The 15,330-nt window shown below is 55.8% G+C and carries 13 protein-coding genes; 6 read left to right on the plus strand and 7 right to left on the minus strand.

Annotated features, from left to right (window positions below; all coding sequences use genetic code 11):
- The first annotated feature begins 54 nt into the window (after positions 1-54).
- Complete coding sequence (dnaJ, locus tag ACZ1G5_RS08745) at positions 55-1,197, plus strand: molecular chaperone DnaJ (protein WP_472732470.1); 1,143 nt, start codon at positions 55-57, stop codon at positions 1,195-1,197.
- 43 nt (positions 1,198-1,240) lie between these two features.
- A complete protein-coding gene (radC, locus tag ACZ1G5_RS08750; RefSeq protein ID WP_472732471.1) occupies positions 1,241-2,008 on the plus strand; it encodes a RadC family protein in 768 nt (255 codons plus the stop codon).
- Here the strand turns inward: radC and ACZ1G5_RS08755 are convergent.
- Together ACZ1G5_RS08755 and secA are read right to left on the minus strand one after the other, a co-directional pair.
- Positions 2,005-2,958 carry a hypothetical protein gene (locus ACZ1G5_RS08755; RefSeq protein ID WP_472732472.1) on the minus strand — a complete coding sequence of 318 codons (954 nt, stop codon included), beginning with the start codon at positions 2,956-2,958 and terminating at the stop codon, positions 2,005-2,007. The two genes, radC and ACZ1G5_RS08755, sit on opposite strands and share 4 nt — an antisense overlap.
- Positions 2,959-3,098: 140 nt before the next feature.
- A complete protein-coding gene (gene secA / locus ACZ1G5_RS08760) occupies positions 3,099-5,810 on the minus strand; it encodes a preprotein translocase subunit SecA (protein WP_472734304.1) in 2,712 nt (903 codons plus the stop codon).
- A gap of 197 nt (positions 5,811-6,007) precedes the next feature.
- Here secA and ACZ1G5_RS08765 point away from each other — a divergent pair, with 197 nt between their 5' ends.
- Genes ACZ1G5_RS08765 through ACZ1G5_RS08780 form a run of 4 tightly spaced genes read left to right on the plus strand, consistent with a single transcriptional unit; the run spans position 6,008 to position 8,784 of the window.
- Entirely contained in the window at positions 6,008-6,850 is an 843-nt protein-coding gene (locus ACZ1G5_RS08765; RefSeq protein WP_472732473.1) for a peptidylprolyl isomerase, read from the plus strand.
- Between the two features lie 6 nt (positions 6,851-6,856).
- Positions 6,857-8,071, plus strand: coding sequence for a bifunctional glutamate N-acetyltransferase/amino-acid acetyltransferase ArgJ (gene argJ, locus ACZ1G5_RS08770; RefSeq protein WP_472732474.1), 1,215 nt, complete (start codon positions 6,857-6,859; stop codon positions 8,069-8,071).
- Positions 8,068-8,466, plus strand: coding sequence for an 8-oxo-dGTP diphosphatase MutT (gene mutT, locus ACZ1G5_RS08775; protein ID WP_472732475.1), 399 nt, complete (start codon positions 8,068-8,070; stop codon positions 8,464-8,466). Before argJ ends, mutT begins: the two co-directional genes overlap by 4 nt.
- A gap of 24 nt (positions 8,467-8,490) precedes the next feature.
- Complete coding sequence (locus ACZ1G5_RS08780) at positions 8,491-8,784, plus strand: hypothetical protein (protein WP_472732476.1); 294 nt, start codon at positions 8,491-8,493, stop codon at positions 8,782-8,784.
- An 84-nt stretch (positions 8,785-8,868) separates the two neighbouring features.
- Here ACZ1G5_RS08780 and infB read toward each other — a convergent pair whose 3' ends face one another.
- The 5 genes from infB to ACZ1G5_RS08805 all read right to left on the minus strand — a co-directional run bounded on the left by infB (position 8,869) and on the right by ACZ1G5_RS08805 (position 15,325).
- Positions 8,869-11,352, minus strand: coding sequence for a translation initiation factor IF-2 (infB, locus tag ACZ1G5_RS08785; protein WP_472732477.1), 2,484 nt, complete (start codon positions 11,350-11,352; stop codon positions 8,869-8,871).
- Entirely contained in the window at positions 11,349-11,981 is a 633-nt protein-coding gene (locus ACZ1G5_RS08790) for an RNA-binding protein (RefSeq protein ID WP_472732478.1), read from the minus strand. Before ACZ1G5_RS08790 ends, infB begins: the two co-directional genes overlap by 4 nt.
- Before the next feature lie 25 nt (positions 11,982-12,006).
- Positions 12,007-13,626 (minus strand): transcription termination factor NusA, encoded by a 1,620-nt coding sequence (gene nusA / locus ACZ1G5_RS08795; RefSeq protein ID WP_472732479.1) that lies wholly within the window; start codon positions 13,624-13,626, stop codon positions 12,007-12,009.
- Complete coding sequence (gene rimP, locus ACZ1G5_RS08800; protein WP_472734305.1) at positions 13,626-14,201, minus strand: ribosome maturation factor RimP; 576 nt, start codon at positions 14,199-14,201, stop codon at positions 13,626-13,628. Before rimP ends, nusA begins: the two co-directional genes overlap by 1 nt.
- Before the next feature lie 152 nt (positions 14,202-14,353).
- On the minus strand, positions 14,354-15,325 hold the full coding sequence (locus ACZ1G5_RS08805) for a glycosyltransferase family 8 protein (protein WP_472732480.1): 972 nt from the start codon (positions 15,323-15,325) through the stop codon (positions 14,354-14,356).
- Positions 15,326-15,330 lie beyond the last annotated feature (5 nt).

Genomic DNA, 15,330 nt, shown 5'->3' on the forward strand with positions numbered 1-15,330 from the left:
TGACCGGCCCGCGTCAAGGGCCGGTCTTTTCCATTCCCGAGGGGAAAACCAATCATGGCAAAACGCGATTATTACGATGTTCTTGGTGTCGCCAAAGGGGCTGATGCAGCCGCCATCAAAAAGGCCTATCGCCAAAAGGCAAAAGAACTGCACCCAGACCGCAACTCTGACAATCCAAATGCAGAAGCCCAATTCAAAGAGGCGAATGAGGCTTACGAAGTCCTGAAGGACGAGAACAAGAAAGCCGCCTATGACCGCTATGGTCATGCCGCTTTTGAAAACGGTATGGGCGGCGGCGGTGGGCCACGCGGCGGTCAGGGTGATTTCGGCAGCGCGTTCTCTGATGTGTTCGACGATCTGTTCGGCGACTTCATGGGCGGTCGTGGCGGCGGTGGTCGTCGCAGTGCCGCGCAGCGCGGCAATGACCTGCGCTATAACCTGCGCATCAACCTCGAAGATGCCTTTGCCGGCATGCAAAAGACCATCACCGTGCCAACGGCCGTTGGTTGTGGGTCTTGCAATGGTACCGGTGCCGAAGGCGGATCAGAACCGCAAACCTGCCCCACCTGTTCAGGCATGGGTAAGGTGCGTGCGCAGCAGGGTTTCTTTACCGTTGAACGCACTTGCCCGACATGTTCCGGCATGGGCCAGACGATCAAGGACCCTTGCACGACCTGTCATGGTCAGGGACGCGTTGAGAAAGAAAAGTCCCTTTCGGTGAACATCCCCGCTGGCGTTGAAACCGGCACGCGCATTCGTCTTGCTGGCGAAGGTGAGGCCGGGATGCGTAGCGGACCCACCGGTGACCTTTATATCTTTATCGAAGTGCAGGATCATGCGTTGTTTGAACGCGAGAGCACCAACCTATACTGCCGCGTGCCCGTGTCCATCGCGACCGCCGCGCTGGGTGGTGAGATTGAAGTGCCGACAATTGACGGTGGCCGCAGCCGGGTCAAGGTACCCGAAGGGTCGCAATCAGGCCGCCAGATGCGTCTGCGTGGCAAGGGGATGCCCGCCCTGCGGGGTGGTGGCATAGGCGATATGTTTATTGAACTGGCCGTCGAAACACCCGTCAAACTGACATCGCGCCAGCGCGAGATCCTCAAGGAATTTGACAAGCTCAGTGAAGAGAACAACCCACAGGGGTCGAGTTTCTTTGACTCCGTCAAAAGCTTCTGGGACTCGATGAAGAGCTAAAGCGTTAACCGCGCAGTAACCATCTCTTTGGCAAGGTGCAGCAATGACCCACTTTGCCGAAGCACCCTCTCTCTTTTCAGACCATGACGATGTGACCGAGGTTTTGCCTTTGGCCAAAGGCAAGGTCCCGTCTTACATGCGCGACCACCGCAAGCGCCTGCGCGAACGGTTCTTGTCTGGTGGTGCGGCAGCGATGCCGGACTATGAAATGCTGGAACTGGTCCTGTTCCGTGCGATCCCACGTCAGGATGTGAAACCTTTGGCACGCCGACTGATCGACACTTTCGGCGACTTTAACCGCGTCCTGTCAGCGCCCGCCGCGCAACTGTCGCATGTCGATGGTGTTGGCAGTGCTGTCGTAACCGAACTTAAGATTATCGAAGCCGCTGCGCATCGATTGTCCCGTTCAAAAGTCATGCAGCGACATGTCTTGTCTGGTTGGGACGCGCTGCTTGATTACTGTCACACCACAATGGCGCATCGCGAAACGGAACAGTTTCGCATCTTGTTTCTAGACACCAAAAACGCCGTGATTGCGGACGAGGAGCAGGCAAAGGGTACCGTGGATCACGTTCCGGTCTACCCGCGCGAGGTTGTTAAACGTGCGCTCGAACTCAATGCCAGCGCGCTAATCCTTGTGCACAACCATCCGTCAGGTGATCCGACACCGTCTGATGCCGACATTCACATGACACGACAGATCGACACAGCCGCGCAGGCCCTGAACATATCAGTGCATGATCATTTAATCATCGGAAAGGCGAACGAAACCAGTTTTCGTGCGCTTGGTCTCTTTGACGATCAGGCTTAGCGCGACGCCAACGTCAGGTCAGAAAACATATCGCTGAAGAAGACGACTTCTCCTGCCTTATCGCAACCAGGCATAAGCGCGGTAATCTCAGACTTTACCAATGTTTGACCAGCGTTCGTTTGAATCGTTGTCGCGTCAACTTCGCGATCACAGTTGTTCTCACTCACGCTGACACCAACACGCAAGTCAACAACAGCGTCGCGGTTCATTTGACCAGCGGGAAATGTGTAAACCTCAGCCTGATAAGGGATCTCGACATCTGTTTCGCCAAGATAGGCGACAAACCCATGCCGCCCCTCACGCGTGTCCTGCGCAGTGTGGACAGACGCCGACCACACATGGCCGGGATCACCAATCTGTGCACCATTTTCAAGAGCATGCAAACGCATATTGTTTGCACTGGCCCACTGCAAAACCGCACGATCATATTGACGCAGTTCTGGAACAAAGATGCTGGTACTGGCTTGCATCACGTTATCAATTGAGATGGTGAATTCCGCATCGGTGACCAAGGCTGGCACTGAAACGACGGCCTCACCACTACTGTCTGTTGTCGCTGAGAAGGCCAAACCTTCGTGATGAACAACAAAATCTGCGCCCGGCGAACAGGGGCTGACGATATTCAATTCAACAAATGCAGCCGGTTGACGGTTTGCCGTAAGGGCAGTGTCGCAACCAATGACAGGCGTCGCCAGAATCACACCTATTTCGGGCACGTCCAGTTCTGTATAGACCACGTCAACCGCAACAACAGATTGCACGTTCGCTGCATGGTTCAGGGGTGTCGTCACCACGTCAGGGACACCAAACACAGCCTCACCTTGAGTATTTGTCGACATCATCAAAGTGCGTGGCGCCTTGTTATAGCCGGGTCCTACCTCGGTTGCGCCGATCACTGGTGAGGTTTCATCGTATTGCACGACAAACCCAACCGCGACGGCGATCGTCAAAGTTGATGCAACAGATTTTATTGTCGTTAAGCGAGACATCCCCATCCCTCACGGCAGCGTGCTACTGTACGGGATGCAAGTTGAGCATGACATGAGCGGGACCGGCCAAAGGCCTTAGCGTGTCCCAATTATGTCAAAAACTAGGCCAGACGCCCATGACAATGCTTAAACTTTTTACCAGATCCGCAAGGACAGCTATCGTTGCGCCCTGGATTGCCCCAGGCTGCTGGATCGTTTTCGTCAAACCCTTCGCGGGCCTCTCCAGTTTCGGATGCCGCTGACATCGCTGGTGCCGCAGCCGCTGCAGCCGCTTGCGCCGCTGCTTGTTGTTGCTGACGGATCTGGGCAACCATCTGCTCTTGTTCTTCCTTCGACATCGGCCGGATCTGTGCCAGCTTTTTCGTCACATCCGTCCGTAAACCGTCGAGCATGCTTTCAAACAATTGAAAACCTTCGGTCTTATATTCATTCAAAGGATCACGCTGTGCATAGCCACGGAACCCAACAACACTACGCAGATGCTCCAACGTCAAAAGATGTTCGCGCCATTTTGCATCAATGGTTTGCAGCAACAGCTGCTTTTCGACATTGCGCATCGTATCGTCGCCAAAGGCTTCTGCCTTTTCGGCCATGTACTTGTCGGCCGCGTCCTCTAGACGTTCGCGTATGTCGTCGTCGTCGACACCTTCTTCTGCGGCCCATTCAACAACTTGGGCATCCATGCCAAGATGTTCGATCACGCTGGCGTACAGGCCTTCTGTATCCCATTGATCTGCGTAGGTTTTAGGAGGCATAAAGTCATGAACCAAATCATCAATGACTTGGTCACGCATGTCTTTCGTGACCTCGGACAGATCTTTGGCTTCCATGATTTCGCGGCGTTGTGAGAAGATCACTTTCCGCTGTTCGTTCATGACATCATCGAATTTCAAAAGCTGCTTGCGGATGTCAAAGTTGCGACCTTCGACCTTGGCCTGCGCACGTTCCAGTGATTTGTTCACCCAAGGGTGCACAATCGCTTCGCCTTCTTTCATGCCAAGACCGGACAACACTTTGTCCAAGCGGTCAGAACCAAAGATCCGCATCAAGTCATCTTCCAGCGACAGGAAGAACGCGGAACGACCGGGGTCACCCTGACGGCCAGAACGGCCACGCAACTGGTTGTCGATGCGGCGGCTTTCGTGGCGCTCTGTCGCAAGCACAAACAGGCCGCCAGCTGCCTTCACCTTTTCTTTTTCGTCAGCAACTTCTGCCTCGATCCGGGCGCGGAGCGCTTCGATGTCGGCATCGGGATCTTCTGCGACCGCCTGCAAGACGCGCATTTCCACGTTACCACCCAGCTGAATATCGGTACCACGACCAGCCATGTTGGTCGCGATTGTCACCGCGTTCAATTTGCCCGCATCAGCCACGATCTGTGCTTCCTGCTCGTGCTGGCGGGCGTTCAGAACGTTAAAGGTGATTCCCTCGGCCTGCAGCATCTCTGCCAAAGCCTCGGATTTCTCGATCGAGGTTGTCCCAACCAAAATGGGTTGCCCTTTTGCATGAGCGTCTTTGATTTCGCCCACGACGCCCTCAAACTTTTCGCGGGCGGTCCGGTAAACCTGATCATCCTCATCAATACGCGCAATTGGCCGGTTAGTCGGAACTTCGACCACGCCAAGATTATAGATTTCCTGAAATTCCTCGGCTTCAGTCGCAGCTGTACCCGTCATGCCGCCCAATTTGTCGTAAAGGCGGAAATAGTTTTGGAAGGTCACAGAGGCCAGCGTCACGTTCTCAGGCTTGATAGAACAGCGCTCCTTGGCTTCGATCGCTTGGTGCAAACCATCCGACAGACGGCGTCCTGCCATCATGCGACCAGTGAATTCATCGATCAGCACAACCTCATCGTCACGCACGATATAGTCTTTGTCCTTGGTAAAAAGCTTGTGCGCCCGCAGTGCCTGATTGATATGATGCACCAGCGTGGCACTTTCCGGATCATAAAGCGTCTGACCTTCGGGCAGCAAACCAGTCGTGCTCAGCTTCTGTTCGAGAAAGTCATTGCCCTCGTCGTTAAACGTCACCTGCCGGGTCTTTTCGTCCAAAGTGAAATGCTCGTCCAGTACATCTGGGATCACCTTGTCGATGGTCTCGTACATCTCAGAGCGGTCTTGGGCAGGGCCAGAAATGATCAGTGGCGTCCGCGCCTCGTCGATCAGGATACTGTCGACCTCATCCACAATCGCAAAGTTGTGATAGCGCTGATAGATCTGGTCCAGATCTGATTTCATGTTGTCGCGCAGATAGTCGAAACCCAATTCGTTGTTGGTCGCATAGGTGACATCGCAGGCATATGCCGCCTTTTTCTCATCATCGGGTTGCTGGGGCACGACAACACCGGTTGTCAGGCCAAGCGCGCCGTAAACCTTGCTCATCCACTCTGCGTCACGACGGGCCAGATAGTCGTTGACGGTGACGATATGCACCCCCTTGCCGGTCAGGGCATTCAGGTAGGCGGGGAAGGTCGCAACAAGCGTTTTACCTTCACCAGTCTTCATCTCGGCGATATTACCGTGGTGCAGAAAGATGCCGCCCTTGAGCTGCGTATCAAACGCACGCAGGCCCAAGGCACGTTTCGCCGCTTCCCGGCAGTTCGCGAACGCTTCCGGCAAGAGATCATCAAGACTTTCGCCACCCATTGCGCGTTTGGCAAGTTCTTCTGTTTTCTCTTTGATGCCTTCGTCAGACAACGCCTCGAACTCAGGCTCCAGCGCATTGATCTGATCAACCAAGGGGCGCACGGCTTTGACTTTGCGGTCGTTTGCGGTGCCAAACACCTTTTTGGCAATCGTTCCGAAACCCAGCATATTCTCTCCGGCGGCGCAGGGGCGCCTGTCTGACATCTATTTGAGAGGAGGTCGCTTGTAGGCCCGGTGCAGGCCACATAGAAAGGGCCAAAGAATACGGAACTACGGGGGCCTCCTCAGGGCATCTTTGGGATGTAAGGGGCCACTACTACAGTGTCAACGCTGCGAACTGGCGCGGCCTATCAAGGGATCGTTTAATGCTGAAACATGTTACATTTTTGGGTGCTACGGCTGTGGCTACTGTGCTGTCGACCGGGGTTGTTGCCCAGGACGTGACTGCAGATACCGTTGTTGCCTCTGTGGGCGACACGAACATCACTTTGGGCGAGGTGATCATCGCGCGCACGCAATTACCGCAGCAATACGAGCAGTTCCCACCAGAGGTCCTGTTTGACGGGCTTGTTGATCAATTGATCCAACAGCAGCTTTTGGCCGATGAGCTGGAAGAGACGCCTTCCAGAATCGACTATATGATGAACAACGAGCGTCGCGCTTTGGAAGCAGGCGAGGTGATTACAAAAATCGCCGAAAGCTCTATCACAGAAGAGGATATCCAAACGGCCTATGATGCCCGCTTTGAAGATGCCGTCGATATTCCTGAATTCAACGCCGCACACCTGTTGGTCGAAACCGAGGAAGAGGCGATTGCCGCCAAGGTGCGTATTGACGAAGGTGCCGAATTTGCAGAGGTCGCGCGCGATGTGTCAACCGGGCCAACCGGACCGAATGGCGGTAATCTTGGCTGGTTTGGCGCCGGTGCGATGGTCCCAACATTCGAAGAGGCCGTGACAGCGCTCGAAGTTGGCGGCGTCACTGACCCGTTTGAGACGCAGTTTGGATGGCATGTTGCGACACTGCTGGATACCCGCGTCCAACCGCGCCCGACACTTGATGACCTACGCCGCGAGATCACCGCCGAATTGCAAGAAACAGCCGTGACAGCCAAACTTGAAGAGCTGGCCGCAGCGCAAACAATCGTTGAGCCAGAAGAAGGCCAGTTCGATCCGACTTTGATCAACGCGATTGATCTGCTGGACTAGGGTCGCATGACAGTCTCACCACTGGCACCGGCGCGATTTCCGGAACTTCCGGAAATCGCGGGTGTAACTTTTGCGACCGCAGCGGCTGGCGTGAAGTACCAAGGCCGTGACGACGTGATGTTGGCAATGCTAATCGCCGGAACGTCGGTGGCAGGTGTCTTTACACGTTCAGCGACGCGATCAGCGCCCGTGCTGGACTGTCAGGAAAAGCTGGGCAGCGACCCAACTCGGTCTGCTGCGATTTTGGTGAACTCTGGCAACTCCAACGCCTTTACCGGTGCGCGCGGCACAGGGTCGGTTCAGGCCGTTACGCAAGCCGTGACGGCCGCAACAGGCGTTGCTGGCGATCGTGTGTTCACCGCTTCAACCGGTGTTATCGGCGAACCGCTGCCGCATGATCGGATCGTTGCGAAAATTGCCACACTCAGCGAAACGCAATCACCCAGTGCCATCGGGGACGCCGCCAAGGCGATCATGACGACAGATACGTTTGCAAAGGGGGCCTCCGCGACGATCACGGTGGGCGGCAAACCTGTGAAAATCGCGGGCATCGCCAAAGGCTCTGGCATGATCGCGCCCGATATGGCGACGATGTTGGTCTACATCTTCACGGATGCGAAAATTGGCCAAGGCGATCTGCAAGCCCTTGTCGCTGGCCTGAACGCCAAGACATTCAACTGCATCACGGTGGATAGCGATACCTCGACCTCTGATACGTTGATGATCGGGGCAACTGGCGCATCCGGCGTAGATGTCACGGGCAACCCAGATTTTGCCGACGCGTTGCATGATGTTATGCTGGATCTTGCGCATCAGGTCGTGCGGGACGGCGAAGGCGCGACCAAATTTGTCACGGTTCAGGTGACCGGCGCGGCAGATGATACTGACGCGCACAAGGTGGCGCTGTCGATTGCGAATTCACCGTTGGTCAAAACGGCCATCGCCGGTGAAGACGCAAACTGGGGTCGTGTGGTTATGGCCGTCGGTAAATCCGGCGCTGCGGCAGACCGCGATCGGCTCAGCATTCGGTTTGGCGACATCACCGTGGCCGAAAACGGATGGCGCGCACCTGATTATTCGGAAGACGCGGCCAGCGCCTACATGAAAAACCCAGAGCTTAAGATTGGCGTTGATCTGGGGATCGGGGCAGGGGCCAGCACGGTCTGGACCTGCGACCTGACCCACGGCTACATCAGTATCAACGCTGACTATAGATCATGAAGGTTGTTCTGGTTTCAGCAGTCGCACTCATTGATCCTGACGGGCGGATCCTTTTGGCACAGCGGCCGGAAGGCAAATCAATGGCCGGGCTATGGGAATTCCCCGGTGGCAAAGTCGAGACAGGCGAAACGCCAGAGACCGCCCTGATCCGCGAATTACAGGAAGAGTTGGGCATCGACACATGGGCGTCATGCCTTGCGCCACTGACCTTCGCGAGCCATAGTTACGATGATTTTCATCTGCTGATGCCGCTGTTCGCATGCCGCAAATGGGAAGGCACGCCGCAATCACGCGAGGGGCAAGCGCTCAAATGGGTGCGAGCGAATGCGTTGCGGGACTATCCGATGCCCGCGGCAGATGTGCCATTGATCCCGATACTGAGGGATTGGTTGTGAGTTAAAATCTGAGGAGAAGAAGAGATGCGAAACCATGTTCTTTCAGCCGCCATGCTGGCGTTCGTCGCAGCCGGATGTACCGCCTATTCTCCGCCAGAGGAGTCTGGACTTATCGGCGTAAGACCGTACCCAACTCAGAGCGATGTCTGCCAAGTGATTGGCGAAAACGACATTACGCAAGAGTATTTGGGCGACAGCTCAATACTTGTCGGTTGCCCAGCAAACGAACGCGGGGCGATCCAGGATCGCATGGCCGAGGGCGGTGTCGTTGTAGAGAATGTTGGCAGCTGGGTGCTGCTTTCAATTCCGACAGGGTAATCCCCACATCATCAATTGCACGAAAAAGGCGGCCCAATCGGACCGCCTTTTTCAATTCCGCAAAGTGGGTAAAACCCACGTGCTTTACAGATTCCGTTCGATCTCTTCGCGTTCGAAAATCTCGATCACGTCTTCGGGACGGATGTCTTCGTAGTTCTCAAATGCCATCCCGCATTCCTGACCGGATTGTACCTCTGGCACCTCGTCCTTGAAGCGTTTCAGCGTTTTCAGCGTGCCTTCGTGGATCACCACGTTGTCGCGCAGCAGGCGCACACCGGCGGAACGCCGCGCCACACCTTCGGTGACAAGACACCCGGCAACCTTACCCACGTTCGAGACCTTAAAGACCTCTTGGATTTTGGCGTAGCCGATGAACTTTTCACGAATTTCGGCAGAGAGCAGACCAGAGGCCGCCGCTTTCACATCATCCACAAGATCATAGATGACCGAGTAATAACGGATCTCGACACCCTTTTGGTTGGCGGTGTTCCGTGCGGACGTATTCGCACGCACGTTAAAGCCAAAGACTGGGGCACCAGATGCTTCGGCAAGACCGATATCGGTTTCTGTGATGGCACCCACACCAGAGTGCAGGACACGCACGCGCACCTCATCGTTTCCGATTTTCTCCATCGCCTGAACGATGGCTTCCGCAGAACCCTGCACATCGGCCTTCACCAGAATTGGCAATTCACTGACGTTTTCATCGGCTTTGGCGTTTGCCATCAGCTGTTCGAGGGTCGTGGCCGCACCAGCAGCCGCGCGTTTCTCTTTCGCGGCCTTCTCACGGTATTCCGCAATCTCACGCGCCTGCGCATCGGTTTCCACGACGTTCAGAACATCGCCAGCTTCGGGTGTGCCGTTCAGACCTAACACCTCAACAGGCACCGCAGGACCAGCTTCTTCGACGCGTTCGCCCTTGTCGTTGATCAGCGCACGGACCTTACCGTACTGCTCACCCACAACGAAGATATCACCTTGGCGCAGCGTCCCATTCTGCACCAAAACGGTCGCAACAGGGCCGCGGCCCACGTCAAGCTGTGCTTCGATCACGGCACCTTCGGCGGCGCGATCAGGGTTGGCTTTGAGTTCCAGAATTTCGGCCTGTAGGGCAATCGCCTCAAGCAGTTCATCCAGACCCTGACCAGAAATGGCCGAAACTTCCACGTCCTGCACATCACCGGACATCTTTTCGACGATGACCTCGTGCTGCAACAGATCGGTGCGGACCTTATCTGGGTTCGCCTCTGGTTTATCAATCTTGTTGATCGCCACGATCATCGGCACTTCGGCGGCCTTGGCGTGGTTAATCGCCTCGATCGTTTGCGGCATGACTGCGTCATCAGCAGCAACGACCAGTACAACAATATCGGTCACTTGCGCACCGCGCGAACGCATCGACGTAAACGCCGCGTGGCCCGGTGTATCAAGGAATGACAGAACTGCGCCACTATCGGTTTTCACCTGATAGGCACCGATGTGCTGTGTGATACCGCCAGCTTCGCCAGCCACAACTTTCGCGTTGCGGATCGCGTCCAGCAGCGACGTCTTGCCGTGGTCAACGTGGCCCATGATCGTGATAATTGGTGGGCGACCTTGCAGGTCTTCTGGCTTGTCTTCAATCGCTGTCAGCACGTCTTCAACATCGGCATCAGACACACGCACAACGGTGTGGCCGAACTCTTCGATGATCAATTCCGCTGTATCTGCATCAATTGTCTGGTTCTGTGTCGCCATGATGCCGTTGGTCATCAACGCTTTCACAACGTCGGCCACACGTTCCGTCATCCGGTTGGCGAGTTCAGAAACTGTAATTGCCTCTGGCAATGCGACTTCGCGGAATACCTTTTCACGCTCGGCCGATACACCCATCGCTTTCGCACGGGCGCGGTCTTGCTTACGCTTCATCGCAGCCATAGATCGCTGGCGGCCACCATCACGGCCCGCCATCGCATCATTGACTGTCAGTTTGCCTGAGCGGCGACCATCGCCACCACGGCCAGGTTTCGCCTTGCTCTTGTTGTCACGGTTTTCCTGCGGGCGGTCCGTTTTGCGCGGCGCAGCTGTTGGGCGGGAAATCTCGGTTTCGCCGGGAACGGCAGCAGCAGCCGGTGGTGCCGCTGCGACAGCTGCGGCTTTGGCTGCCTCAGCTTTCTTGCGCTCTTCTTCCTCGGCCTTTGCCTTCGCACGTTCTTCGCGGGCCTTGTCTTCGGCTTCTTTCGCCTCGATCTCGGCGCGGCGCGCATCGCGTTCAGCGGCGCGTTCTTTTTCTTCGGCGGCGCGTTTTTCGGCTTCTTCCGCTTCGCGCGCTTTCGCCATCTTCAGCGCCTTCATCCGGCGCTCTAGCTCCACATCGGAAATACCGGCGGGACGCTTGGAAGGATCACCACCGACCGGGCCACTGCCCCCGCCAGCAGGTTTCGCCGCACCGGGCTTGGGCACCACAACGCGTTTGCGTTTGGTTTCCACCACGACGTTCTTGGTCCGCCCGTGGCTAAAGCTTTGCTTCACGTTGCTGGGACGTGAACCACCAAGGCCGAGTGTCTTTTTACCGTCGTTATCGCTCATTTAGCTTCTTTATCCTTCCCGATAGCCGTATCGCTATCGTTCCCTTCGCGTAGCCCGCGTAGCTTTGTGGCTTCCTCTACAACACGATCGCTGAGTCTGCCAGTGGCTAGCGCGCCATGTATCACAGTTTGCCGCCCAAATGCCAAACCCAATTCCTGCGCCGTCAAACAGCCGAAATATCGGGCACCTTCGGGTGTCCATAGTTTTGTTTTGCCCCGTTCGGACCCGTCAGAGGCCTGAACCAGCACACGGACCCGCTCACCACCGGCAAGCCAGCCCTTTACCTTTTCAAATCCGCAAACCGCGCGACCCGATTTCCGGGTTAGCGCGATCAGGTCGACAGTACGGCGGGCAAGCTGGCGTTCAACTTCGGCCATCAGTCCATCCGGCACAGTCACCGCTTGCTTGGCAGAACGTGAAAACTGACCCTTCTTGGCTTCTTCCAGCGCTTTGCGGTCAGCCGTCACATACATGCCCCGGCCCGGCAGTTTACCCAGAATATCAGGCACAACCTGATTATCCGGCCCCACAACAAAGCGTATCAGCCCAGCCTTTGGCTGCACCTTGCCGGTGACGATGCACTTACGTTCGGCATCGTCCCGGTCTTTGTTATGGCCACCACGCGCCATCTGCGATCCCATCAGAGGCCTGAAATCAGGCCTCCTCCTCCGCGGCTTCTGCTTCTTCTTCTGCAGCAGCGGCTTCGGCGGCAAGCTCATCCGGGTCAACCCAGCCCAGCATCACGCGGGCCGTCATCACCATGTCTTGCGCTTCTTCCAGCGACACCTCGAAGGGTTCTAGCACGCCGTCATCCTTCACACGCTCGCCATCAACCGTGGTCCAGCCACCGGCCAGTTCCCAGTCAGCGCAGGTTGCAAAGTCTTCCAGCGTTTTCACGCCATCTTTGCCCAGCGCCTCTAGCATGGCAGGTGTCAGACCCTCGAAATTCGCAAGGCTGTCTTCGACACCCAACGCGCGGGCCGCTTCCATGGCTTTCTTGGCTTCGGCTTCCAGATAGTCACGCGCACGGGCCTGCAATTCGCCAGCCGTATCTTCGTCGACGCCTTCGATGACCAAGAGTTCATCAATTTCGACGTAAGCGACTTCTTCCAGGTTCGTAAACCCTTCTGATACCAGTAGTTGGGCAAAGAACTCATCCAGATCAAGGGTATCCATGAACAATTTGGTGCGCAGTTCAAACTCTGCCTGACGGCGCTTGCTCTCTTCCTCCTCGGTCATGATGTCGATATCCAGACCGGTCAGTTGCGACGCGAGACGCACGTTTTGGCCACGACGACCAATTGCCAGTGACAGTTGCTCTTCAGGGACAACAACCTCGATCTTGCCCGCTTCTTCGTCCAGAACAACTTTGGACACTTCAGCAGGTTGCAACGCGTTTACAAGGAACGTGGGCATATCTTCATTCCAAGGAATGATGTCGATCTTTTCGCCCTGCAATTCGTTCACAACGGCCTGCACACGCGATCCACGCATACCAACACAAGCACCGACAGGGTCGATGGAACCATCGTAAGAGATCACAGCGATTTTGGCGCGGCTGCCGGGATCACGGGCCACTGCCTTGATCTCGATGATGCCTTCGTAAATCTCAGGCACTTCCATCTTGAACAGCTCTGCCATGAACTCGGGCGCTGTGCGGCTCAGGAAAATCTGCGGGCCACGCTGTTCGCGGCGCACTTCTTTGATAAAGCAACGGATACGATCATTCGGGCGATACGCCTCGCGACCGATCTTTTCGTTGCGACGCAGGACAGCCTCGCCAGCGCCTACGTCGACGATGACATTGCCATATTCTTCACGCTTGACCAGCGCGTTGATGATCGTACCTGCGCGATCCTTGAATTCTTCGTATTGCTTGTCACGCTCGGCTTCGCGGACCTTCTGCAAGATCACCTGCTTGGCGGACTGTGCGGCGATGCGGCCCAGTTCCACGGGCGGCACTTCTTCGATGAACTGCTGACCCACTTCTGGGTTTTCCATATACTCTTTGGCTTGCTCAACGGTGAACTCAGCCTGATAATTCTCAAGCTCTTCTTCCTCGACCACAGTGCGGACACGCGTAAACGTCGCTTTACCGGTCTTGCGGTCGATGGACACGCGAATGTCCATTTCCGCGCCGTAGCGGGATTTGGCTGCACGGGCGAGCGATTCTTCCATCGCTTCCACAACAAGCCCCGGCTCGATGTTCTTTTCGCGGGCCACGGCCTCGGCTGTTTGCAGCAATTCCAGCTGGTTCGCGGAAGTATATGCCATCAGGTGTTCTCCTCACCGTCTATAATCGTTTCGATTTCATCAAACTGGGTCTCGTCGATCTGACCCGCATCTTTGCGTCCACGCAGCACGTCGCGGATCAACTCATCTGTCAGAACCAATTTGGCGTCTGACAGCCATTCGAATTTCAGACCAATGGTGCCTTCGGTGATCGTGATCAACACTTCATCACCTTCGGTTCCAGCCAATGGTCCTTTAAAGCGACGACGGCCATCAATCAGCTCGTCCGTCTCGATCTTGGCCTCAAAACCTTCCCATTGGACAAAGTCCTTCATCCTGGTCAGAGGGCGGTCAATGCCGGGGCTGGACACCTCAAGGTTATAGACATCCAGAATCGGGTCTTCGACATCCAGCACAGCACTCAGCGCGGTGGAAATCTGGCCGCATTCATCAACTTCAATCTGGCCATCGGGACGCTGGACCATGATCTGCAAGATGCTTTCCTTGCCTGACATCAGACGGACGCGCACAACTTCAAATCCCATGTCTTCGACAACAGGGGTGATGATTTCAGCGATACGGCGGTCAATGGCCGCTTTGGCGATCAGATCGTTCATCATATTTTCCGACTTATCATTCGGATAGCTATTGGGCACAAAAAAACGGGCGCGCGGCCCGTTACGAATTTCGGTGGTGTCCGGGGGTGGAAGCCAGACGCCGCTGTTAGAAGTCATATACGGAAGGTTTGCCACAACTGCAAGGGGCACCGTCAACTTCGTGGATCAATGACCACATAGGGGTCGTCAAAACGGCTGATGTAGCGGGCCAGTCCGTTGAAATCCCACCACTGCTTAAGCAGCGATTTCTTATGGAACTTCTGCGCGGCAAAGATCGACGCGGCAGGGGGCATCTTTTCCGCCTCCTGCGGGTAATGTTTGGCGAAAAACGCGCGATAGACCTCTGGATATTTGGGTGGGAATTCTCCGTTCAGACGATTCCACGGTTTGATCCGCCCGGCAAAATGCAGAATGAACGGGTCGCACGATTCCAACAGATAGCTAAAGCGCCCTGAATACATCCAGTTCCACGCGACCGACAGTTCGGACCAGTTGTCGCGCAGCACAATATTAAGCACGGACTGGTCATGCATATTCAGCACTTCAGGCTGGTTCTTCATCAACGCCAACGACTGCGGCAAAATTTCTGCGGCGTCCCAGCGGGATACGTCGATCAGCAGAATGCCCGCATTGAAATAGGGCGCGGGCGGCTGACCCAGCGCTTTGAATTCCGGCATGTGCTTAAGCTGATTGTCACGCTGGTGACTTGTGCGAACGGCAGCCACCGGATGGCCCTCAAGCAAGGGTATGTCGAGCAGCTTGGAAAAATCACCGCCCCGCAAAAAGATATCGCTATCGAGATAAAGGATGCGGTCATAGTCGGCAGCAAAGGCCTGCGGCACGAAAAGGCGCAGATAGCTCGATAGGTTGATACGGTAACTCTGCGGCGCGTCTTCCAGAACGGCAGGCAATGGAAAATGGCACAGGCGGACCGGCAGAGATTGCAGCGTATCGGGCAAAGCCAGCGTTTCATGGCTACAAATGCAGACGTCAAAGTCGGGTTCAGGATGCTGGTCGAAGATTTGCGTCGCAACGAAAGCTGCGAACTTTAAAAACCCCTGATCGCAGCACAACACGATCGCTTTGCGATGCTGTGCGGGCGTTTCTGCCTGATACTGGGTCATACATT

Source organism: Yoonia sp. JB2-21 (assembly GCF_055693545.1).

What these genes read in the sequence shown, in the direction of transcription:
- ACZ1G5_RS08765 (WP_472732473.1), top strand. Translation starts at nt 6,008, where the DNA reads ATGCTGAAACATGTTACATTTTTGGGTGCTACGGCTGTGGCTACTGTG.
- mutT (WP_472732475.1), top strand. Translation starts at nt 8,068, where the DNA reads ATGAAGGTTGTTCTGGTTTCAGCAGTCGCACTCATTGATCCTGACGGG.
- infB (WP_472732477.1), bottom strand. Translation starts at nt 11,352, where the DNA reads ATGAGCGATAACGACGGTAAAAAGACACTCGGCCTTGGTGGTTCACGT.
- ACZ1G5_RS08790 (WP_472732478.1), bottom strand. Translation starts at nt 11,981, where the DNA reads ATGGCGCGTGGTGGCCATAACAAAGACCGGGACGATGCCGAACGTAAG.
- ACZ1G5_RS08805 (WP_472732480.1), bottom strand. Translation starts at nt 15,325, where the DNA reads ATGACCCAGTATCAGGCAGAAACGCCCGCACAGCATCGCAAAGCGATC.
- dnaJ (WP_472732470.1), top strand. Translation starts at nt 55, where the DNA reads ATGGCAAAACGCGATTATTACGATGTTCTTGGTGTCGCCAAAGGGGCT.
- radC (WP_472732471.1), top strand. Translation starts at nt 1,241, where the DNA reads ATGACCCACTTTGCCGAAGCACCCTCTCTCTTTTCAGACCATGACGAT.
- argJ (WP_472732474.1), top strand. Translation starts at nt 6,857, where the DNA reads ATGACAGTCTCACCACTGGCACCGGCGCGATTTCCGGAACTTCCGGAA.
- secA (WP_472734304.1), bottom strand. Translation starts at nt 5,810, where the DNA reads ATGCTGGGTTTCGGAACGATTGCCAAAAAGGTGTTTGGCACCGCAAAC.
- ACZ1G5_RS08780 (WP_472732476.1), top strand. Translation starts at nt 8,491, where the DNA reads ATGCGAAACCATGTTCTTTCAGCCGCCATGCTGGCGTTCGTCGCAGCC.
- rimP (WP_472734305.1), bottom strand. Translation starts at nt 14,201, where the DNA reads ATGAACGATCTGATCGCCAAAGCGGCCATTGACCGCCGTATCGCTGAA.
- nusA (WP_472732479.1), bottom strand. Translation starts at nt 13,626, where the DNA reads ATGGCATATACTTCCGCGAACCAGCTGGAATTGCTGCAAACAGCCGAG.